13 protein-coding genes are annotated in these 20,562 nt (G+C 73.1%); 3 read left to right on the top strand and 10 right to left on the bottom strand.

Annotated elements, in window-relative coordinates; genetic code table 11:
- Positions 1–28: 28 nt before the first annotated feature.
- Positions 29–1,762 carry a DUF4192 family protein gene (locus AB0442_RS13870; protein ID WP_366162815.1) on the bottom strand — a complete coding sequence of 578 codons (1,734 nt, stop codon included), beginning with the start codon at positions 1,760–1,762 and terminating at the stop codon, positions 29–31.
- 226 nt (positions 1,763–1,988) lie between these two features.
- Here AB0442_RS13870 and AB0442_RS13875 point away from each other — a divergent pair, with 226 nt between their 5' ends.
- Together AB0442_RS13875 and AB0442_RS13880 are read left to right on the top strand one after the other, a co-directional pair.
- Positions 1,989–4,310: a DEAD/DEAH box helicase gene (locus AB0442_RS13875; protein ID WP_366162817.1), complete on the top strand. Its 2,322-nt coding sequence runs from the start codon at positions 1,989–1,991 to the stop codon at positions 4,308–4,310.
- A gap of 301 nt (positions 4,311–4,611) precedes the next feature.
- Complete coding sequence (locus AB0442_RS13880) at positions 4,612–5,250, top strand: hypothetical protein (protein ID WP_366162818.1); 639 nt, start codon at positions 4,612–4,614, stop codon at positions 5,248–5,250.
- Positions 5,251–5,409: 159 nt separating this feature from the next.
- On the opposite strand, the gene AB0442_RS13885 is transcribed toward AB0442_RS13880, so the two are convergent.
- From AB0442_RS13885 to AB0442_RS13895, 3 genes are all read right to left on the bottom strand, one after another.
- A complete protein-coding gene (locus AB0442_RS13885; RefSeq protein ID WP_344623246.1) occupies positions 5,410–5,748 on the bottom strand; it encodes a hypothetical protein in 339 nt (112 codons plus the stop codon).
- 413 nt (positions 5,749–6,161) lie between these two features.
- Entirely contained in the window at positions 6,162–6,845 is a 684-nt protein-coding gene (locus AB0442_RS13890) for a ribonuclease HII (protein WP_344623245.1), read from the bottom strand.
- Between the two features lie 404 nt (positions 6,846–7,249).
- Positions 7,250–8,041 carry a TetR/AcrR family transcriptional regulator gene (locus AB0442_RS13895; RefSeq protein ID WP_366162820.1) on the bottom strand — a complete coding sequence of 264 codons (792 nt, stop codon included), beginning with the start codon at positions 8,039–8,041 and terminating at the stop codon, positions 7,250–7,252.
- A 287-nt stretch (positions 8,042–8,328) separates the two neighbouring features.
- Here AB0442_RS13895 and AB0442_RS13900 point away from each other — a divergent pair, with 287 nt between their 5' ends.
- Entirely contained in the window at positions 8,329–9,777 is a 1,449-nt protein-coding gene (locus AB0442_RS13900; protein WP_366162880.1) for an MFS transporter, read from the top strand.
- A gap of 154 nt (positions 9,778–9,931) precedes the next feature.
- Here the strand turns inward: AB0442_RS13900 and AB0442_RS13905 are convergent, their stop codons facing one another.
- The 6 genes from AB0442_RS13905 to AB0442_RS13930 all read right to left on the bottom strand — a co-directional run bounded on the left by AB0442_RS13905 (position 9,932) and on the right by AB0442_RS13930 (position 20,458).
- Complete coding sequence (locus AB0442_RS13905) at positions 9,932–11,467, bottom strand: DUF4173 domain-containing protein (protein WP_366162822.1); 1,536 nt, start codon at positions 11,465–11,467, stop codon at positions 9,932–9,934.
- 838 nt (positions 11,468–12,305) lie between these two features.
- Positions 12,306–15,416, bottom strand: a complete 3,111-nt coding sequence (locus tag AB0442_RS13910; RefSeq protein ID WP_366162823.1) for an Ig-like domain-containing protein — start codon at positions 15,414–15,416, stop codon at positions 12,306–12,308.
- Positions 15,417–15,606: 190 nt separating this feature from the next.
- The gene (locus AB0442_RS13915) at positions 15,607–16,563 is read right to left on the bottom strand and encodes a carbohydrate ABC transporter permease (RefSeq protein ID WP_366162825.1); all 957 of its coding nucleotides are present in this window, start codon (positions 16,561–16,563) and stop codon (positions 15,607–15,609) included.
- On the bottom strand, positions 16,560–17,570 hold the full coding sequence (locus tag AB0442_RS13920) for a sugar ABC transporter permease (protein ID WP_366162827.1): 1,011 nt from the start codon (positions 17,568–17,570) through the stop codon (positions 16,560–16,562). The genes AB0442_RS13915 and AB0442_RS13920 overlap by 4 nt, the downstream gene beginning before the upstream one ends.
- 76 nt (positions 17,571–17,646) lie before the next feature.
- Positions 17,647–19,008, bottom strand: coding sequence for an ABC transporter substrate-binding protein (locus AB0442_RS13925; RefSeq protein WP_366162829.1), 1,362 nt, complete (start codon positions 19,006–19,008; stop codon positions 17,647–17,649).
- Positions 19,009–19,276: 268 nt separating this feature from the next.
- Entirely contained in the window at positions 19,277–20,458 is a 1,182-nt protein-coding gene (locus AB0442_RS13930) for a cytochrome P450 (protein WP_366162882.1), read from the bottom strand.
- Between the last annotated feature and the right edge of the window lie 104 nt (positions 20,459–20,562).

Raw genomic sequence — 20,562 nt, forward strand, 5'->3', positions numbered from 1 at the left:
GGCCCGGGCGCCGGGTCGGCGGTGCATCTCAGCCGCCGCCCGGCCGTCGGGCGGGCCACTGACCGGTCGGGCGCTCGTGCCCCTGCGGGGCCGTCGGCCGCGGCCTGCCCCCGGCCGGCCCGACGGGTCGGTGCAGCGGGGTGCGGCACGGGGTGTGCGGCGAGCTGCCGGGCGGCCTGCCCGCCGCGGGGCGGGGGGCGGCGTCGCTGCCGTGTCCGGACGGTCGGCGGTCCCGCGCGTTGGTGCGGCCGGCTGCGGGCGTGGGGCCGGGTGCGAGCGTGGGGCCGGGTGCGGGCGTGGATCCCTCGGCGGGCGTGGATCCCTCGGCGGGCGGCGCCGCGGGCTCCGAACCGCTGTCGCCGACCGCCCCGGTGGGTGCGGTGTCCGCGCCCGGGCCGCCGTGGTCCGACGATCGGTGCTCCCCGGAAGCCCCCGGTCGGGCGGATGCGGTGGCCGCTGCGCCCGGTGCCGACCGGTGGGCCGGGGCCGGCCCGGGCACGGCCGGGCGTTGGGCGCCGGCCGGGGACGCGTCGGATCCGGCATCCGCCGGTTCGGTCGCGGGACGGACCGCAGGAGCTCCCCGGGCCGCCCGGGCTTCCCGGGCTCCATGGGCTTCCTGGGCCGTGCGGTTGGCGCGCTGCTCCCGGACGCTCGCCAGGAGCCGCTCCGGCGCCAGGCCGCCGTTGATCGACTCGTACAGCAGCAGGGCGAGGGTGTAGCGCGGATCCACCTCCAACGCCCGGGAGAGCATGATCCGGGCAGTGGCGGTGTCGCCGGCGATCCAGGCCGTCCAGGCGAGCAGGGTGAGCGGCGGCGCCGCGAGGTGCTCGAACGGGCTGACGCAGCGCTGGACGAGGAACCGCCACAGGCGCTGGGCGACGGCCAGCTCGTCCGACTCGGCGAACTCGGCGCCGCGGTCCCGGCCGAGCTTGTCCTGCAGACCGAGCAGCAGGCGGGCGGTGCGCTCGGCGTCGATCTCCCGCGCGCCGGCCCGGAACTCGGCCATCACCTCGGTGATCATCTTTCCCGTCCGGTCGACCGTGGACGTCCGCCCGGCGGCGAGCTCCTGGAGGAAGCCGGGGCCGGCCCGCTCGATCTCCTGCCGCTGGACGTCCGCGAGCGGCGGCCCGACGGGCGCCAGGCCGGCGACCATCGCCCGCCGGCTGCCGCGCGGGGCCAGGCCGGCGAAGGCCGCGGCGGCCGCGACGGGGCTGGGCCGGTGGGAGGGTCGGATCGGTGTGCCGGCCGGGTCGCAGCACCCGGTGCGGGTGCACAGGAACGACCACCAGCGGCCGCCGGAGACGAACAGGGACTCCTTCACGGCGACCCCGGCCGCCCGGAAGGCACCGGCCAGGCCGTCCGCGAGAGGACGCAGCGCCTCGGCCGACCGCGGCCCGTCACCGGGCGGTGCGCCGCTCTGCGCGGACGCCGGGTCGGCGGGATCCCGGACGAGGTAGAGCAGCACCTGGTCGGGGCGGCGGTCGCGCTTCTCGGAGAGGTCCAGCAGCAGCGCGGCGGTGTCGCGGGCCACCGACGCCCACTGCTCGGGCGCGTCCGGGAGGTCCACCCGGACCACGGCGCCCTGGTGGAGCGAGGGGCCCTGCAGGCCGACGGCGACGATGCTGTCGTCGGGGAAGAAGCCGAGCAGGTAGGGCAGCATCTCGGCCATGTCGGCCGGGCCGCGCATCGGCGTGGGCAGCAGGGTGGCGGGCAGCCCCTGGGCGGGGGCGGCGGGCGGGGTGCGGTGTTCGTCGTGGTTCATGGCCCGAAGCATGCGGCTTTTTCCGGGCCGCGTGTTCAGCCTGTGGATAACTCCGGATTGCGGATTGTTCCGCGGTTGTTCCGCACGCCTTCCGGGCCGGTCATTCCGCGGGAATTCCGCCGCCCGGACCGTACCGGCCTTTTCCGTCAACCGATCTGATGACAGGTCATCCACAGGCCGGGCGCCGCATTGGCCCATTGTCGGTCGCACGCGGTATGCATGGGCCATGGACGAGCGCAGCACCCGCCCCGAATCCGAGTCCGTGGACGCACCGGCCGCACCGGACCGCACCGGCAGCCGGTCGGCGGCCGGGCACGCCCCCGGTGACGGGCACGCGACCGGTCCGGCCGATCCCGCCGGGCAGGACCGTGCTGCCGTCCGCGAGCGCGCCGAGGCCGTGCTGCGCGAGCTGGCCGGGCCGTCCGCGGTCCTCCGGGAGGACCAGTGGCGGGCCATCGAGGCCCTGGTCGTGGACCACCGCCGGGCGCTGGTGGTGCAGCGCACCGGCTGGGGCAAGTCGGCCGTGTACTTCATCGCCACCGCGCTGCTCCGCTCCGCCGGCGCCGGCCCCACGGTGATCGTCTCGCCGCTGCTGGCCCTCATGCGCAACCAGGTGGACTCGGCCTCCCGGGCCGGCATCCACGCCCGGACGATCAACTCCGCCAACCCGCAGGAGTGGGACGAGATCCAGGCCGAGGTGGCCGCCGGGGCGGTGGACATCCTGCTGGTCAGCCCGGAGCGGCTGAACAACCCGGACTTCCGCGACCAGGTCCTCCCCAAGCTCGCCGCCTCCACCGGCCTGCTCGTGGTCGACGAGGCGCACTGCATCTCCGACTGGGGCCACGACTTCCGGCCGGACTACCGGCGGCTGCGCACCATGCTGGCCGACCTCGCCCCCGGCGTTCCGGTCCTCGCCACCACGGCGACGGCCAACGCGCGGGTCACCGCCGACGTGGCCGACCAGCTCGGCACGGGGGCACCCGACGGCTCGGGCGGGCCGCCGGCCGACCGTACGGCGCTGGTGCTCCGCGGTCCGCTGGACCGGGAGAGCCTCAGCCTCGGGGTCCTCGCGCTGCCCGACCCGGCGCACCGCCTGGCCTGGCTGGCCGACCACCTGGCCGAGCTGCCCGGCTCCGGCATCGTCTACACCCTCACCGTGGCGGCGGCGGACGAGGTGACCGCCTTCCTGCGCTCCCGCGGGTACCCGGTGGCCTCCTACTCCGGCCGGACGGAGGACGCCGAGCGCCGCAGCGCGGAGGCGGACCTGCTGGCCAACCGGGTCAAGGCGCTGGTCGCGACCTCGGCCCTGGGCATGGGCTTCGACAAGCCCGACCTGGGCTTCGTGGTCCACCTCGGCTCGCCGGGTTCGCCGATCGCCTACTACCAGCAGGTCGGACGCGCCGGCCGCGGTGTCGACCGGGCCGAGGTGCTGCTGCTGCCGGGCCGGGAGGACGAGGCGATCTGGCGCTACTTCGCCTCCCTGGGCTTCCCCCCGGAGGAGCAGGTCCGGCGGACGATCGACGCGCTCGCCGAGGCGGGCCGCCCGCTGTCCACCGGCGCTTTGGAGGCCCGGGTGGACCTTCGGCGGAACCGGCTGGAGACCATGCTCAAGGTGCTCGACGTCGACGGCGCGGTCCGCAAGGTCCGCGGCGGCTGGGAGTCCACCGGCCGCTCCTGGGCGTACGACGCGCCGCGCTACGCCAAGGTGGCGGCCGCGCGGGAGGCCGAGCAGCAGGCGATGCGCGAGTACGCGGCGTCGGCCGGCTGCCGCATGGAGTTCCTGCGCAGGCAGCTCGACGACCCGGAGGCCGCGCCCTGCGGGCGCTGCGACAACTGCGCGGGCCCGGCGCACGGCCCCGGGGTGTCGGCGGAGGCGCTCGCCGCGGCCCGGGCGGCACTCGGCCGGCCCGGTGCGGAGTTCGAGCCGCGCCGGCTGTGGCCGACCGGGATGGACGCGCTCGGTGTGCCGCTCAAGGGCCGCATCCCCGCCGGGGAGCAGGCGGAGACCGGCCGGGCGCTCGGCCGGCTGTCCGACATCGGCTGGGGCACCCGGCTGCGCACGCTGCTCGCCGAGTCGACGCCGGACGGCCCCGTCCCGGCCGAGGTGGTCGACGCCCTGGTGAGCGTCCTGGCCGACTGGGCGCGCGGTCCCGGCGGCTGGGCCGGACCGGAGGGCCCGGACGGCACCCGCCTCGCCCGACCGGTCGGCGTGGTCACCATGGCCTCGGCGACTCGGCCCCAGCTGGTGGAGAGCCTCGGGGCACGGATCGCGGCGGTCGGCCGCCTACCGTTGCTCGGCCGGATCGAGTACGCGGCCGGCCGGCCGCCGCACGGCCCGCGGAGCAACAGCGCACAGCGGCTGCACTCGCTGGCGGGGACGCTGGTCGTCCCGGAGGAGCTGGGGGCGACGCTCGCCGCGGCGGGCGGTCCGGTGCTGCTGGTCGACGACCTGGTGGACTCGGGCTGGACGGTGACCGTGGCCGCCCGGCTGCTCCGTCGCGCCGGGGCGACGGGGGTCCTCCCCTTGGTCCTGGCCCTCCAGGCCTGAGCCCCGGGGAGAACCGGATCGCGTGCGCGGAGGTCACCCCGTTCACCGGAAGGACACCTCGGGGCAAACCGGACTTCGACCACCCGTCGTCCGCCCGTCGGACGGCCGTCAGGCGAATGGACGCATGACCGTGACGGAATATATCCGACAGAACACTGAATTTCGGGCGGCGCTCGGCATTTCATCATTGCCGCTTCGACCGATCTGACGGGAGAATTGAGCCGTACCCCACACCTGGTCGGAAGACCCGGTATTCGGCGTACCCACGTCACCGCCGTGCCAGCGGGCCGGAAGGAGGATCGTGATCAACCGCAGAGACCACGGTCAGGACCCTTCCACCGCCAGACGGAGCATCGACCCGAAGGCCTGGTCCGAGGCCGACGTGCCGTTGCTGCGCGCCCCGCGCGACTTCGTCCGTGAGCTGCACCAGCGGCACCTGCCGCAACCGGGCACCACGGTCGTCGCCGTGCTGGACGTCAGGCACCAGCTGATCGCCTCGGCCTCCTTCAGCACCCGCCAGCACCTCACCGACGGGTGGCAGCACCGCAACGCGATCCTGGCCAACCTCCGGCAGGTCGTCCCGCACGACCTCCGGCTCGCCGCTCCCGTCCGCACTGCCGTGCTGCTGCGCTGCCGCGAGGGCTCGCCCGAGTGGACGGCCCAGGACGGCGCGTGGATGTGGGCACTCCAGGACGCCGCCGCGCTGCACGGGCTGCGCTGCGGCTCCTACATCGCGCTGACACCCGCTGGCTGGCACGTGATCGGCGACGGGCGGCGCGGCCGCAACCCGCACTCCGGGTCGTGGTCCGACGGGCCGTTGCACACCGTCACCGAGCTGCCGCCGCGCCACGCGCGGGAGCCGGTCCGGCGGACCGCGCGGAACCCCCATGTCGCAGCGGTGACGGCGCTGGACGCGTTGCGCCCCGCGGCCTCGCACTGACCGTTCGCGCGGCCGCCCGCCGATGAGGCGGGCGGCACCGCGACGACGGACGGTGCCGGACCCTCCGGGCACCGCCACGGGCGAACCCACAGCACCGGTCGACACCGGTCACCGGGCCGGAACGCCCGGCCCGGCCGGCGCGCGCCCGGACGAGCGGGCTCAGGCCGGCACGGGCCGGTCCGCCCCCGGGAAGAGCGACGCGACGGCGTCCGTGCCGCCGCAGATCACCAGCAGCGAGCCCGCGCGCTCCGCGGCACGCACCGCGGCACCCGCGATGCGGTTGACCCCGGAGCCGTTGACCACCAGGACCACCACGTCGCGGCGCAGCGGCCGGGTCGTGGCGGCGTCGGCGTAGAACACGTCACCGGCCTCGGCGAGCTGTGCCCAGTAGCGCTCCTCACCGAAGGACAGCTCGTGCTGCTGCCACGGGTGCGGTTCGCCGACCGTGAGCACGAGGACGTCGCCGGGGAGGCGGCCGGACTCGAGCAGCTGGTCCACCGTCTCGTCGGCGCGCTCCAGCGCCTCCTGCGGATCGGCGGGGACCAGCCGGACGGCCGGGGACGAGGGGTGGGGGCCCGGACCGGGCTTCGGCCCGGGGCGCGGGCCCGGAGTGGCGCCCGCAGCTCTCGGCGGAGCGGGACGGGGCGGCGCCGGGCGGGGCGGCGCGGGCCGCTGGCCCGGCACGACGCCGGACGCAGCAGGGTCGACGGAAGGCGTACGGGGGCTGGATGCGTCCGACTTGTGGGGGAAGGGAACGCCGGGGCCCGGGATACTCTCGTGAATCTCCGGCTCCTCGGGGAAGACAGGCATACCCGGATATCTATCAAACGCCGGTCGGATGCGCACGGGCGCCCCACCTGTTGGGCACCCGGCGGGGCTCGCGGAGGGCCGCCCCGGGGCTCGACGGAACGTCAGAAGCCGAGCGACAACTGCTCGTCCGCGGGCTCTGCGATCCGGCCGCGCTTGAGGTGGCGCCACTGCGGGAGCCCGTCGAGATAGGCCCAGGACAGGCGGTGTTCCGAGGTCGGACCGAATTCCTCCAGGGCGGCGCGGTGCACCGGCGAGGGGTACCCGGCGTTGTCCTCGAAGCCGTAGGCGGGGTGGTCCGCGGCGAGCTCCGCCATCATCCCGTCCCGGCGGACCTTGGCCAGGACGGAGGCCGCGGAGACGCAGACGCAGGACTGGTCGCCCTTGATCACCGTGCGGACCCGCCACGGGCCGCCGAGGTAGTCGTGCTTGCCGTCGAGGATCACGGCGTCCGGCCGGACCGGGAGCGCCGCCAGGGCGCGTTCGGCGGCCAGCCGCAGCGCCGCGGTCATGCCGAGTTCGTCGCACTCCTGCGGGGAGGCGTGGCCGAGGGCGTACGCGGTGACCCAGTCGGCGAGCACCGGGGCGAGCGCCTCGCGGCGCTTCACGGTGAGGAGCTTGGAGTCGGTGAGGCCCTCCGGCGGGCGGCGCAGTCCGGTGACGGCGGCGCCGACGGTGACCGGGCCGGCCCAGGCGCCGCGTCCGACCTCGTCGAGCCCCGCGACCACGGCGGCTCCGGCCCGGCGCAGCGAGCGCTCGACCGAGTGGGTCGGGGGGTCGTAGGGCATGGCTGGTCCATTCGTGTCGCTCCGGCAGCACCAGCCTACGTCCCCGTCGGGACCACCCCGGACGGCCGGCACCCGCCCCGACCCGAACGACTCGCCGACCCCGAACGACCCGCGACCGACCGGGCCACGCGGACCGGCCGACCCGGCGACGACCCGGCGACGACCCGCCCGCGGCCCGGTCCGCCCCAGGGCCGGCCCTCGAAGGCGCCCGGCCATCCGGGTGCCCGACGGGGACGCGTGGAGGCACCTCCCGGCATGGAGGCCGGAGGAGAACTGCGCGGTCCGGGAGCGGTGGTCCCGGCGGATCCGGATCACCCCCCGGTCCGACCGGTGGGCCGCATCCGGACGGCGCAGTTCCCCGCGCGCCCCTGGAGTGACCGCCCGAGCGCCCTTGGAGCCGCGCCCTAGTAGGCGCTCACCAGGGGCATGAGCACCTGGTCCACCAGTTCGGTGCAGAAGGCCTCGTCGACCACGCCCTCGCAGACCTTGGCCCGGTAGAGCAGCATCGCCGGGGCGACGTCGGCGACGATCGGCGTGGCCGCGCCGGGCCGGACGTCGCCGCGCCGCTCGCCGCGGCCGAGGATGGCGAGCATCGCCGCGTTGGCCGGCCGCATCACCCGGCCGTCGAGGAAGTCCTTGAAGGCGACGGCCTGTTCGTGGTCGAGCTCGGCCATCAGCACGCGGATGGCGGTGCCGGCCGGCGAGCACATGATCGCGCCGAAGCCCGCCATGAGCTGCATCAACTCGGCGCGGACCGACCCGAGGTCGGGGATGTCCACGGGGGGTGGCAGAGTGGCCCCCAGGGCGTGCACGACCAGATCCGCCTTCGACGCCCAGCGGCGGTACAGCGCGGCCTTGCCGGTCTGCGCCGCCCCGGCGACGCCCTCCATGGTCAACCGGGCGAAGCCGCCGGAGACCAGGAGTTCGAGGGTCGCCTCGAAGATCGCGGCCTCCAGGGCGCGCCCCCGTCGCCGGGCCGCGGCAGGCGCCGCCGGCTCGACGGACGGCACCGCGGTATCGACGCCCGGCACCCCCGGCTCGACGGGCGGCACCGCGCCCGCCGGCCCGGCCGACGCCTCGGCGCCGGCCTGCAGTGGTACGGCCCGCGTCACGCCGGCGGGGGCGGACGGCGCACATCTGGCCGCCACCGCACCCGACGACCCGACCGACGCCTGACGCCGCACCAACTGATCCATCGTCACCACCCTAGAGAACGCTTGCGTTCACAATCTCTTTCCGGATATCGTCCACATGATAGTGAACGGATCCGTTCCTTCACAGTGTCCGCGCACCGCCACCGGCCGTGCGCAGTCGCACAACCGCGCACGTCACGGGCGCATTCTCCGGCACCACCCCACGGTGCAGGACCAACAGGGGGCAATCAGTGGCAATCTCCGACACGGTCGGCACACCCGCACCACCGAAGGCGGGACGCACCCAGCGCAAGGGCATCACCCTCACCGTCATCGCCGCGACCCAGCTCATGGTCGTGCTGGACGCGACGATCGTGAACATCGCGCTGCCGCACATCAAGAACGACCTCGGCTTCTCCGACACCACCCTCTCCTGGGTGATCAACGCCTACACCCTCACCTTCGGCGGCCTGCTCCTGCTCGGCGGCCGCCTCGGCGACATCCTCGGCCGGCGGCGGGTGTTCATCGTCGGCACCCTGCTCTTCGGCTTCGCCTCGCTGCTCGGCGGCTTCGCGCAGGACTCGACCATGCTGCTCGCCGCGCGCGCCCTGCAGGGCCTCGGCGGCGCCGTCTGCTCACCGACCGCGTTCGCCCTGATCGCCAGCAACTTCGAGGAGGGCCCCGAACGCAACCGCGCCTTCGGCGTCTTCTCCGCGGTCGCCGGCTCCGGTGCCGCGATCGGCCTGCTGGCCGGCGGTCTGCTCACCGAGTACCTCGACTGGCGCTGGGTGTTCTTCGTGAACGTGCCGATCGCCGCGCTGATCGCGCTCGCCGCGCCGCGGTTCATCAACGAGTCGGAGCGGACGGAGGGCCGCTTCGACCTGCCCGGCGCGCTCACCTCGACCCTCGGCCTGGTGGCCCTGGTCTACGGCTTCATCCGCGCCGCTTCGGACGGCTGGAGCGACGCCCTGACGCTGGCCTCGTTCGTCGCGGGCGTGGTCCTGGTGGTCGCGTTCGTCGTCATCGAGCGGCGGACGGCGCAGCCGATCACCCCGCTGCACCTGTTCCAGGACCGCAACCGCACCGGCGGCCTGATCATGATGCTCTGCCTCGCCGCGGCGATGTTCGGCATCTTCTTCTACATCACGATCTTCGTGCAGACGGTCATCCACTACAGCCCGCTCAAGGCGGGTGTGGCCTTCCTGCCGATCAGTGCCGCGATCATCGTGGCGGCGCAGATCGCCTCGGCGCTCCAGGCGAAGCTCGGCCCGAAGGTGTTCATGGCCGGCGGCGCCGCCCTGGTCACGGTCGGCCTGAGCTGGCTGACCCAGCTCAAGGCGGACAGCGGCTACGTGGACGGGATCCTCGGCCCCACGGTGATCTTCGGCTTCGGCATGGGCCTGATCTTCGTCCCGGTGATGCTGATCGCGGTGTCCGGCGTGCCGAACAACGAGACCGGGGCGGCCTCCGGCCTGCTCAACTCGGTGCAGCAGATCGGCGGCGCCCTCGGCCTGTCGATCCTCACCACCGTGTTCAGCCACGCGGCCAAGTCCAAGGCCACCGAGCTGGTGCCGGGCTTCCTACGGTCCGCCACTCCCGAGCAGGCGCAGCACTTCCAGAAGGCGCACGAGTTCCCCGTGGGCAGTGCCGCGTACAGCGAGACGCTGGCGCACGGCATCGGCCAGGCGTTCATCGTGGGCGCCTCGCTGGCCGCGGTCGCCCTGCTGGTGGCGCTGTTCGTGGTGAAGGCGAAGGCGAGCGACCTGCCGTCGGAGGGGGCGGCCGGCGTGGCTCTCTGACGCACCGCGTGGTGGCGGGCCCCGGCAGGCCCGCCACCACACACCGGTCCTCACGACTCGACCGCGGCCACCTGAGCCGGACCGGCCCCGGGCACGGGCGGCACCGGCACGCATGAGCAGGCGTCAGCAGGTGTCAGGCAGAGATCAGTGGGTGTCAGTAGTCGTAGTCGCCGCCGTAGTACGGGTCGCCCAGGCGGACACCGACCCGGCCGCAGGCGTCGCGTCCGGTGAGCGGCACCGAACGGTCCTTCAGGATCTCACGGGCCCTGGCCTCGGCCAGGCTGGTGGCGTACCAGGGCAGTCGGTCGTCGTCGAGGTCCCTCGCGATCTTCTGGAGGGCGCAGGTGCGCTGGTCCTCCGGGAGCCGGTCCAGGGCGGGCACGGCGTCCGCGGAGAGGTCGCGGAGGTAGCCGACGTCGATCCGGCCGGTCTGCTCGAACCGGTGGACGTTCTGCTCGGCGATCATCGCGTCCGGGCTGATCAGGCCGAAAACCGCGGTGGCGGTGGCGGCGCTCAGCACGACCGCCCGCGGCAGCCACTTGGCGGAGGCGAGGATCCCGCCGACGAGCACCAGCAACAGCACCACGCCCAGCCAGATCTCGACCGTGGCCACCGAGATCCGCAGCCGGGTCAGGCCGAAGTTGTCCACGTACCGCTGCATCCGGTACAGCGCCGAGGCGACCACGACCAGCGTCTGGCCGCAGAGCAGCGCGAGCAGCGTCTTGGCCATCACCCGGTCCCGCGGGGTGGAGCGCGGTGCCCAGCGGCCCGCCAGAGCCAGCAGGACCAGCACCAGCAGGGTGACGATCAGCAGCTGCCAGAAGCCCTGCCGGGCGTACTCGGCCGGGATCATCCCGGGCTTGCTCATCACCGACTCGTAGCCGCCGACGAACACCACGGCCTGGACGGCGACGAAGACGCCGAAGAGCAGGTTGAGGGCCACCAGCGGCACCGCCCACTCCAGCCGGCCGCGCTCGCGGCCCGGCTTCACCGGGAAGCGGTCGAAGCGGCGCGGTCCGGCCGCCGTGTGCGCGGCCGCCAGGGCGACCAGCAGACCGACCACGAACAGCAGGACCTGCATCGGCAGGTTCTCGGTGTCGACGCTCGGCACGAGGTCGCCGAGGAGTTCGGCGACCGCGGCGTCGGCGCTGGCGAACAGTGCGCCGAAGACCACCAGCAGCGCCAGTGAGACGGCCGCCGCCTTGACCACGGCCACCACCCGGGCGCGGGCCGGGTACTGGCGGTTGCGCAGCGAGAGCAGACTCCAGGCGAGGCCCGGAATCAGGTGCGGCCACATGCCGAACGCGCCCAGCAGCACGCCGGGCCAGCGCTTGCCGCCGTGCAGGGCGAGCGATCCGGCGCCCGCGGCGGCCAGCAGTGCCAGGACGACCGGCCAGGAGGCCTCCACCAGGGCCGGGACGAGCAGCAGCACCAGGGCGGTGACCGTCCACACCACCGTCCACGGCCGGACCTTGCGGCCGGCGGCCGAGGCGGCGAGTCCTGCGGCGACCGCACCGACCAGCGCCCAGAGCAGCACGTTGACGCCGAGGCCGTCGGTCAGCAGGACCGCGGCGAGCAGACCGGAGGCGAGGCCGGCCCCCAGTACCCCGAACCCCGGCAGGGCGGGTCGGGTCGGCGCGGTCGCGGTGATCCACAGCGGGTCCGGCGGCGGGGCGGGCGGCAGCCACACGCCGGGGCCGGTCCCCGGACGAACGCCGTACGCGGGACCTGCACCGGGTCCGGCACCGGGGCCCGCACCGGGGCGCACGCCAGGGCCTGCTCCCGGTCCCGCACCCGGCCGCGGCCCGCTCCCCGTGCCGGCGGCCGTCCCACCGCCACCGGGATCCGGCACCGGACGAGACGCCGGGCGAGGCGCCGAAGCGGCGGCCGGGGCCTGACCGGGTTCCGCGGCCCCCTTGCGGAACCCGGCGGCGACACGGCCGGCTTCCACTCCCCCGTCCGCACCGCCCGTCCCGCCCGGGCCGCTCGCACCGGTCCCCCCGGTCGTCCCGTCCGCGACCGGACCGACGCGCCCGCTGTCGGGCTCCGTCCGCGCTCCCGGCACTCCGGCACCGGGAACGGCTGCGGCCGCCCCAGCGGCACCGGACGCAGCGTCACCAGGTGCAACCGCACCCGAGGAAGCCTTGGACGGCCCGGACGACTCGCGAGACGCGGACGCCTCGGGAGACCCGGACGCCTCGGCGGGCCCGGACGGCTCGGAAGACCCGGACGGAGTGGCAGGTGTGAGCGGCGGTGTGCTGTCTGACGGTGTCGACATGAGTCCCCCTCAAGCGTCACGGGACACGCGGCGGCCGACGTGCGGCCCCGCGGCGGGTGACCGCGACTCTAGGGCGCGGAGGACAGTTCTGAACAGGTTCAAAAGTACTGCGGGGCGCTTGTGTCGCAGAGTTGTGACACAAGCGCCCCGCAGCGGGCGGGCGGTCCGGCCCGCGGTCCGACCTGCAGCCGGAGCTGCCGGCCCGGACGGATCAGACGGACCGGACGGATCGGACGGATCGGACGGATCGTCAGTACGCGCCGTACAGCGAGTAGACGAGGCTGTCCTTGACGGCGGTTCCGAAGGCGGTGGGCCACGTGCCGAAGGGCACCACCGTGTTGCTGTAGGCCCCGGAGCCGGCCGCGCCGGTCGAGTAGTGCATGTTGTTCACCGTCGAGCCCGTCCCGTTGCTGTTGTAGACGAACCAGTAGCTGGTGTTGGGCGCGAGGGTGGTGGTCACCGGCAGCGAGTTCCAGGCGTTGGGCGTCAGGGTGCCGGGGGCGGTGGAGACCACGAGGGTGCCGGGCGTGCCGGCGTTGTCGGTGTAGACGGCCAGCTGGTACTGGTTGTTGGGCGCCGCGCCGACCCCGCCGACGTGCACGCTGAGCGAGGTGAGGGCGACGGCCGTCGGACCGGTGGTCACCTTGGAACCGTTGAGGTGGTTGGAGTCGGTGTCGTCGACCAGCGTGCCGACCGTGCTGGACCCGATGGTCTTGGGCGGCAGCCCGGCGGTGGTGAAGGCGGTGGTCACCGGCCCGGCGAGGGTGTTGCCCGCCAGGTCCTTCACGCCCTGCACGGTGGCGGTGTAACCGGTCGTCAGCGCCAGGTCCGCACCCGGGGTGAAGGCGGCGGTGCTGGTGGCCGCGTCGTAGGTGACGGTGCCGGTGACCGGGGTGCCGCCGGTGGTGGTCCTCAGGGTGAGCGCCGAGCCGGTGACCGTCGCCGGGTCGAGCGGCTCGCTGAAGGAGAACTTCACCGCGGTGCCGGCCGCCACCCCGGTGGCGCCGTTGGCGGGCGCGGTGCCGGTGACGGTGGGCGCGGTGGTGTCCTGCCCGTAGGTCGCGGTGTAGGAGCCGACCGCTCCGTCGAAGAAGGCGTACGCCGTTCCCTTGATCGTCTCGATCCGGTAGGGCACGGCCTGGCCCTGCCTGGAGATCCCGGTGAGGGTGCCGGAGGCGGAGTTCACCGGCACCATGGCGCGCAGGCCGCGGGCGCCGCCGGTGATGTCGAAGGTCAGCGCGTTGCCGCTCCAGGCGAGCTTGGAGAAGGCGGAGCCGTTGCGGCCGTCCAGCCAGGTCAGCATCTGCCGGCCGGAGACCACCGGCACGCCGCGGGCCTTGGCCGCCGCGATCACCGCGTCCGAGGCGCTGGAGGCCGCGAAGTCGGTGTGGATGTTGGCGCCGATCGCCGCGTAGTAGCCCTTGGCGCCGTACGCGCCGTCGAGCAGGGTGGTGACGGTGGACGGGTAGGACTGGCCGGACTCGTCGGTGAGCTGGGTGGTGGCCTGGTACTCGTCGATGACGCTGCCGTCGGTGTCGGCGAACTTCATGATCATGCCGGTGCCGTTGAAGTAGCCGGGCCGGTCCTGCACGAAGGCGGACGGGTAGTAGTAGTAATCCATGTCGAGCCGGATGCCGTTGGCCAGCTTGGTCTTGGCCTGGGTGGCCCAGTCGTCCCACTCCACGCAGTGCGTGCGGCTGCTCGACGGGTTCGGCAGCGAGCCGTACTTGGCCTTCCAGGCGCCCAACTGGTCGCTGTAGAGCTGCTGCAGGTTGGCCGTGGTGCCCCAGGGCTTGCAGTTGGTGGTGACGTGCACGCCGACCTCGAAGCCCTCGTCGGTGTAGGACTGCGCCTGGGCGGGCGTCATCGGGTCGTTGGTGTAGATGTACGACGAGCCGCGCACGCACTCCCAGTCGGCGACCGAGCAGCCGGCCGGGGACTGGGAGGTGTAGCTGTCCCAGCGGCCGACGGTGCCGCCGATGCCGTGGTCGTCGCCGCTCATCACGACGACCGCCTTGACGTCCCGCGGGAAGTACCAGAACCGCGGCAGCGGCTTCTTCGCCGAGTCCATCAGGGTGATCAGGTTGGTGAGCAGCCGCTGCTGCTCGTCGGCGATCGGGATCAGCGCCTTGCCGAGGTCGTTCCAGTTCGGCTGGCCGTTGGTGCCGAAGAACATCTCGCCGGCTTCGTAGCCGTCGGTGGAGTCGCGCTGCTGGCCGGCCCAGGCGATGTTGCCCTGGCGGGTCTGCACCACGGACTTGGCGAGGTCGAAGGTGAAGGCGGCGGCCCGGCCGCTGCCGGCGGTGCGCAGGGTGACGGCGGGGTTGCCGCTCGCCGTGGTCGCGTCGTCGTAGAGGGTGGCGACGGCGGTGGCGCCGTTCAGCGTCCACCGGTCGGCGGTGCCGTGGAAGCCCATGGTGTCGGCGGTGAGGCCGGCGCCGGGGGCGGCCGAGGTGTCGATCTTCAGGTAGGCGTCGGCGAGGGTGCCGGTGGTGACGGTGAGGCCGAGCAGGCCGGCGAGCTGCTTGTCGGGACGCATCGCGACGAGCCGTCCGCCGCCGTTGGTCCAGGTGGTGAACATGGAGACCTGGGCGGGGGTGAGCGCGCTCTCGCCGAGCAGCACCACGTCGTAGTTCGCGAGCGTCGCCGCGGTGACCGCCGACAGGTCGGTCTGCTTGTAGTAGTTGAGGCCCTCGGCCTTGAGGATCTCGGTGTAGTAGGCGGTGTACGGGTTGGCCGCGTTGCCGACCAGCAGGATCGGGCCCTCGGCGCCCGGTCCGCTGCCGGGCGGGATGGTGCCGCCGCCGTCGGGGGTGTACGTGGCGTAGATCGAGAAGGTGGCGCTCATGGTGCTGCTCGCGCCGAAGGCGGTCGGCCAGGTGCCGAACGGGGCGCCGCCGGTGGAGTAGCCGCTCGTCCCGCCGCTGCTGTAGTGCAGGTTGTTGACGGCGGCGCTCGACCCGTTGCTGTTGTAGGCCAGCCAGTAGGCGGTGTTGGAGGCGAGGGTGCCGGTCAGCGGCAGGGTGTTCCAGGCGTTGGCGGTGAGCGTGCCGGAGGCGCTGGAGGCGACCAGGGCGCCCGGCTTGCCCGCCGCGTCGGCGTAGACCGCGACCTGGTACTGGTTGTTCGGCGCGGCGCCGACCGCCCCGACGTGCACGCTGATGCTGTTCAGCGCACCTCCGTTGGACCCGGTGACGAAGCGCGAGGTGTTCATGTAGTTGGAGTCGCCCGAGTCGGTGGCCGAACCGACCGCGGTGTTGCCGAGGGTCGCGGTGCCCGCCGCCCCGGCCGGTGCGGCGGCCAGGACGGCTCCTGCCAGCACGGCGGCCACCAGGCACGCCAGACGTCTTCTGAACCTCACGCCATCCCCCACTTGTCGGACAACCGGATCGGCGGCGGAATCGCCGCTACCGGTGTACCGGCTGTGCGGGTGGCGCGTCCTCGAAATCCCCGCATTCCCGTTCCATGTCACGGGCCGTCAGGAGCCGGACGCGCGACGCCCCCGGGCACGGGGCACGGGGGCGTCGCCGGAGCGGGAGCGCGGGGCCGGCTCAGCCCTTGACCGAGCCCGCCAGCAGGCCGCGGACGAAGTACCGCTGCAGCGCGAAGAAGACGATCAGCGGGATGATCAGCGACAGGAAGGCGCCGGCCGTGAGCAGTTCCCAGCGGCCGCCGAAGGAGCCGCTCAGCTGGGCCAGCCGGACGGTCATCGGGGCGACCTCGGGGGTGCCGCCGGCGAAGGTGAGCGCCACCAGCAGGTCGTTCCAGACCCAGAGGAACTGGAAGATCGCGAAGGAGGCCAGCGCCGGCGCGCACAGCGGCAGCACGATCGACCGGAAGATCTTGAAGTGGGTGGCCCCGTCGACCACCGCCGCCTCCATCAGGTCGCGCGGCAGCTGGGCGATGAAGTTGTGCAGCAGGAAGATCGCCAACGGCATCGCGAACATGGTGTGCGCCAGCCAGACCGGGGCGTAGGTGCCGCTGAGGTCGAAGGCCGGGATCACCGTGACCGAGCCGATGTGCGCGCCGCCGGAGAACAGCTGGAGCAGCGGGATGAGCGCCATCTGCAGCGGCACCACCTGCAGCGCGAAGATCGCGAAGAAGACCACGTCGCTGCCCCGGAACTTCACCCAGGCCAGCCCGTACGCCGCCATCGCGGCCAGCACCAGCGGGAAGACCGTCGCCGGGATGCTGATCGCCAGCGAGTTGACCATGTACGGCATCAGGCCGCCGCTGACGCCGAACCCGCCCTCGAAGAGCACCGTGTGGTAGTTCTCCAGGGTGAGGTTCGGGTCGCCGAAGACCGTCCACCAGCCGCTGTCGGAGACGTCCTCCTCGGGGCGGAGCGAGGTGACCAGCAGGCCGATCGTGGGGATCGTCCAGAGCACGGTGACCACGACCATGAGCAGCGAGGCCAGCGGGCTGCTGAACACCCGCCGGACGGCCTTCACCGGGGGCACGCGGTCCTCCGCCCCCGGCTGCGGGGCCAGGGCGAGCTGCTCGCTCATCGGTGCTCACGCTCCTTGCGCAGCTGGACGATGTTGTAGGCCACCAGCGGGATCACGGCCAGGAAGAGGATCACGGCGAGCGCACTGCCGCGGCCGACGTTGAACTGCACGAAGGACTGCGAGTACATCTCGTTGGCGAGCACCTGGGTGCCGAAGTTGCCGCCCGTCATGGTGCGGACGATGTCGAAGGCCTTCAGCGTGGTGATCATGACGGTGGTCAGCACGACGATCAGCGTGGTGCGGATCATCGGCACCGTGACGTGCCGGAAGAGCTGGAAGCCGCGGGCGCCGTCGAGGCGGGCGGCCTCGGTGATCTCGTCCGGGATGGCCTTGATCGCCGCGGAGAGCACCACCATCGCGAAGCCGGTCTGCACCCAGATCATGACGATCATCAGCAGGTAGTTGTTCAGCGGGTGGGAGAGGATCCAGTTCGGCGGGTCGTCCCAGCCGAGGCTGATCGCGAGCTGGCTGAGCAGGCCGATCTGCGGCTGGGAGGGGTCGCGGTCCTCGTAGACGAACTTCCAGATGATCGACGCGCCGACCAGGGAGATCGCCATCGGCATGAACAGCAGCGACTTGTAGACCGCCTGCCCGCGCAGCCGGTCCACCAGCAGGGCCAGCACCAGGCCGGTGCCGGTCGCCACCAGCGGGGCGACGACCAGCCACTGCAGGGTGTTCCACAGCACCTGGTGGATGGACTCGGTGGTGAGCGCCCAGCCGTAGTTGCTGCCGCCGACCGCCGTGGTGGAGTCGTCGTTGTAGAAGCTCAGGTAGACGGTGCGGACCAGCGGGATCACCAGGCCGACCAGCAGCAGCAGGATCGCCGGTCCGACCATCACCAGGACGGCCAGCGGGCGGGAGAACCGCCCGGTCGCCCGGCCTGCCGCGAAGAAGATCAGCAGCAGCACGCCGAGGAAGCCGGCGACGGCTCCGACGGTGTTGGTGAACTTGATCGTCGCATCCGTCCACGCCGAGTCGGCGAGGTGCACGGCGGTGGCCGTGGGCATGCGGAGGGTCCTTCCTCGGACATGGGGAGGGGCAGCGCGGGCGGGTGGGACCCGCGCTGCCCGGAGGCGGCCGGCGTTACTGCGGCCAGGCCGCGTCGATGTCGGCCGCCACCTTCTGGATGGACTGCCCCTCGGCGAACCACGCCGTGAACGACTTCCACATCTGGCCGGAGCCGATGGCCGCCGGCATCAGGTCGGAGGCGTCGAAGCGGAACGTGGCGGCCGGGTCGGTGAGCGCCTCGGCGGAGAGCTTGTCGATCGGGTCGGTGTAGAGGCTCTTGTCCACGCCCTGGTTGGCGGAGACCCAGCCGGAGGCGACCTTGACCCGGCTGCTCGCCCAGTCGCTGGTCGACAGGTAGTTCTGCACCGCCTGCACCTCGGGCCGGCTGGAGAACGCGGCCAGGAACTCGCCGCCGCCCTCGACCGGGCTGCTGACCGCCGGGTTCACGGCCGGCAGGTGGAAGGCGAAGATGTCGCCGTCCGGGCCGATGTTGGTGCCCTTGGGCCACTGCGCCCGGTAGAACGACGCCTGCTGCAGCATGTAGCACTTGTTGGAGAGGATCGGCGCGCCCGCGTCCTGGAACGTGGTCGTGGCGATCGACTTCACGTCGCCGATGCCGGCGTTGACCCAGGCCGGGTTCTGCATCCAGTCGGCCACCGTCTTCATGGCGCCGGTGATCTTCTCGTCACTGAACTTGATCTTGTGGCTGACCCACTGGTCGTAGACGTCGCCGCCGTAGCTGCCGAGGACGGCCTCCTCGACCCAGTCGGTGGCCGGCCAGCCGGTCGCGGTGCCGGAGGCGATGCCGCCGCACCACGGCTTGGCGCCGCCCGAGGTGGCGATCCTGTTGCTGAGGCCCATGAGGTCGGCCCAGGTCTTCGGGACCTCGTAGCCGGCCTGCTTGAAGGCCTTCGGCGAGTACCAGACCAGCGACTTCATGTTGGCGCTCATCGGCGCCGCGTAGAAGGTGCCGTTGACGGAGCCGTAGGTCTTCCAGACCGGGCTCCACTTGTCCTCGTTGGCGACGGTCTGCGCCGGCGGCTTCACGACCTTTCCGGTCTTGACCATCTGCGCGAGCAGGCCGGGCTGCGGGATGATCGCGAAGTCCGGGGCGTTTCCGCCGCTCACGCGCACCGGCAGCTGCGACTCGAAGTCGTTGGAGCCCTCGTAGGAGATCTTGATGCCCGTACAAGAACTGAACTCCGCCCAGGACTTCTCCAGCGAGTCCGACTCCGGGCTGAGGATCGAGGCGAACATCGTCACCTTGGTGCCGGAGTGGCCCGCGTAGGCCTGGTACTTGGCACAGTCACCGGTGAGCGTGGGTGCCGCCGACGTGCCGCCGCCGTCCTTCGAGGAACTGTTCGAGCACGCCGCGGCGAGGGCCAGGGCGAACACGGCGGGAACGGCGAGCAGACGCCGCCGCAGGAGTGTGGTCATCGGCGGGCCTCACAGGCGATCGTGGTGGTGGACAATGCGCTCCTCCTGGCCAGGGCACCCCGAGATGCCGGCGTGGGACTACAAGTCTGCGCTGTACCGGTTGATCGAGCTGTACCCAGCAGTATCGCTGGCTTGAAGACGTTAACTCACCGGTTACCCCACGCCAAGGTGCGCGTTCGACCTTCATCGGCCGGTGTCCCGGTCGTGATCGGGCCGTGCTGGAGGGCCGGTTCCGCACCGGCCCTCCAGCACCGTTCCGGGGCCCCTATCAGAGCCGGACGGGCAGCTCGCGCAGGCTGTTGACCACCATGGTGGGGTTCGGCCGCAGCTCCTCCTCGGGCACCGCGAGGGCGAGGCCGGGGAAGCGTTCGAAGAGGGCGGGCAGCGCCACCGCCGCCTCCAGCCGGGCCAGCGGCGAGCCCGGGCAGACGTGCGGCCCGTGGCCGAACGAGAGGTGCCGCCCGGCGTCACGGGTGATGTCGAAGACCTCCGCGGTGACGCCGTGCTGCACGGGGTCGCGGCCGATGGCGTTGTAGGAGATCAGAACGGCGTCCCCGGCGGGGATCACCGTGCCGCCGGCCTCGATGTCGGCGGTGGCGAAGCGGAACAGGAAGTTGCTGGTCGGAGGGGTCCAGCGGAGCGACTCCTCGACCACCGCCGGCCAGCCGACCTCGCCCGAACGGGCGAGCGCGAGCTGGTCCGGATGGGTGAGCAGGGCGCGGACCGCGTTGGTGATCAGGTTGACGGTGGTCTCGTGGCCTGCCGCGATGATCACGCGCAGGGTCGCCGAGGCCTCGGCGTCGGTCAGCGGTCCGCCCTCGACGTCGGCCGTCAGCAGAGCACTGATCAGGTCCTCCCCGGGCTCGGCGCGGCGCAGCGCCACCAGGTCCGCGACGAAGGCGTTCAGTGCGGCGATGGTGGCCGGCACGTCGGCCGGGGCGGTGGTGCTGGAGAAGAACCGCTCGTACAGCTCGCGGATGTAGGCGTGGTCGTGCTCGGGCACGCCGAGCAGCCAGCCGATCACCGACATCGGCAGCGGGAAGGCGAAGACCGTCTTCAGGTCGACCACCGGCCCGGCCGCGGCGAGCCGGTCGAGCAGCTCGGCGGTGATCTCCTCGATGCGGGGCTTCATGAGTTCGACGCGGCGGGGGGTGAAGGCCTGGGCCACGATCGCCCGCAGCCGGCGGTGCGCGGCGCCGTCGGTGGTGACCATCGACGGGCCGGGCACGGCCAGGCCGATCAGCGGCCAGGTCTTCGGCACCTCGCCCTTGCGGTACGCCGCCCAGTGTGTCGCGTCCTTGACCAGCCGGGCGTCGGTGAGCAGTCTGCGGGCCTCGGCGTGCCGGGTGACCGCCCATCCGCGGACGCCCATCAGCTCGACCGGGACCACCGGGCCTGCGGCGCGCAGCAGTGCGCCCTCGGCGGCGTTGTCACGGGCCAGCGGGTCCATCACGAACGGCGCGTCGGCGGTCGGCGCGGCCGCTGCGGTCGTCCCGTCCGCTCCGGTCGCCGGCTCCGCCGCCGTCACTGCGGCCCCTGCGGTCAGTTCGGTCA

This window comes from Kitasatospora sp. NPDC085895 (assembly GCF_040702125.1).
Lineage (GTDB): Bacteria > Actinomycetota > Actinomycetes > Streptomycetales > Streptomycetaceae > Kitasatospora > Kitasatospora arboriphila.

Excerpts from the sequence above, each read along its gene's own strand:
- AB0442_RS13870 (WP_366162815.1), bottom strand. The coding sequence starts at position 1,762 with ATGAACCACGACGAACACCGCACCCCGCCCGCCGCCCCCGCCCAGGGG.
- AB0442_RS13900 (WP_366162880.1), top strand. The coding sequence starts at position 8,329 with ATGGTCGTGCTGGACGCGACGATCGTGAACATCGCGCTGCCGCACATC.
- AB0442_RS13895 (WP_366162820.1), bottom strand. The coding sequence starts at position 8,041 with ATGGATCAGTTGGTGCGGCGTCAGGCGTCGGTCGGGTCGTCGGGTGCG.
- AB0442_RS13920 (WP_366162827.1), bottom strand. The coding sequence starts at position 17,570 with ATGCCCACGGCCACCGCCGTGCACCTCGCCGACTCGGCGTGGACGGAT.
- AB0442_RS13925 (WP_366162829.1), bottom strand. The coding sequence starts at position 19,008 with ATGACCACACTCCTGCGGCGGCGTCTGCTCGCCGTTCCCGCCGTGTTC.
- AB0442_RS13875 (WP_366162817.1), top strand. The coding sequence starts at position 1,989 with ATGGACGAGCGCAGCACCCGCCCCGAATCCGAGTCCGTGGACGCACCG.
- AB0442_RS13890 (WP_344623245.1), bottom strand. The coding sequence starts at position 6,845 with ATGCCCTACGACCCCCCGACCCACTCGGTCGAGCGCTCGCTGCGCCGG.
- AB0442_RS13930 (WP_366162882.1), bottom strand. The coding sequence starts at position 20,458 with ATGGACCCGCTGGCCCGTGACAACGCCGCCGAGGGCGCACTGCTGCGC.
- AB0442_RS13915 (WP_366162825.1), bottom strand. The coding sequence starts at position 16,563 with ATGAGCGAGCAGCTCGCCCTGGCCCCGCAGCCGGGGGCGGAGGACCGC.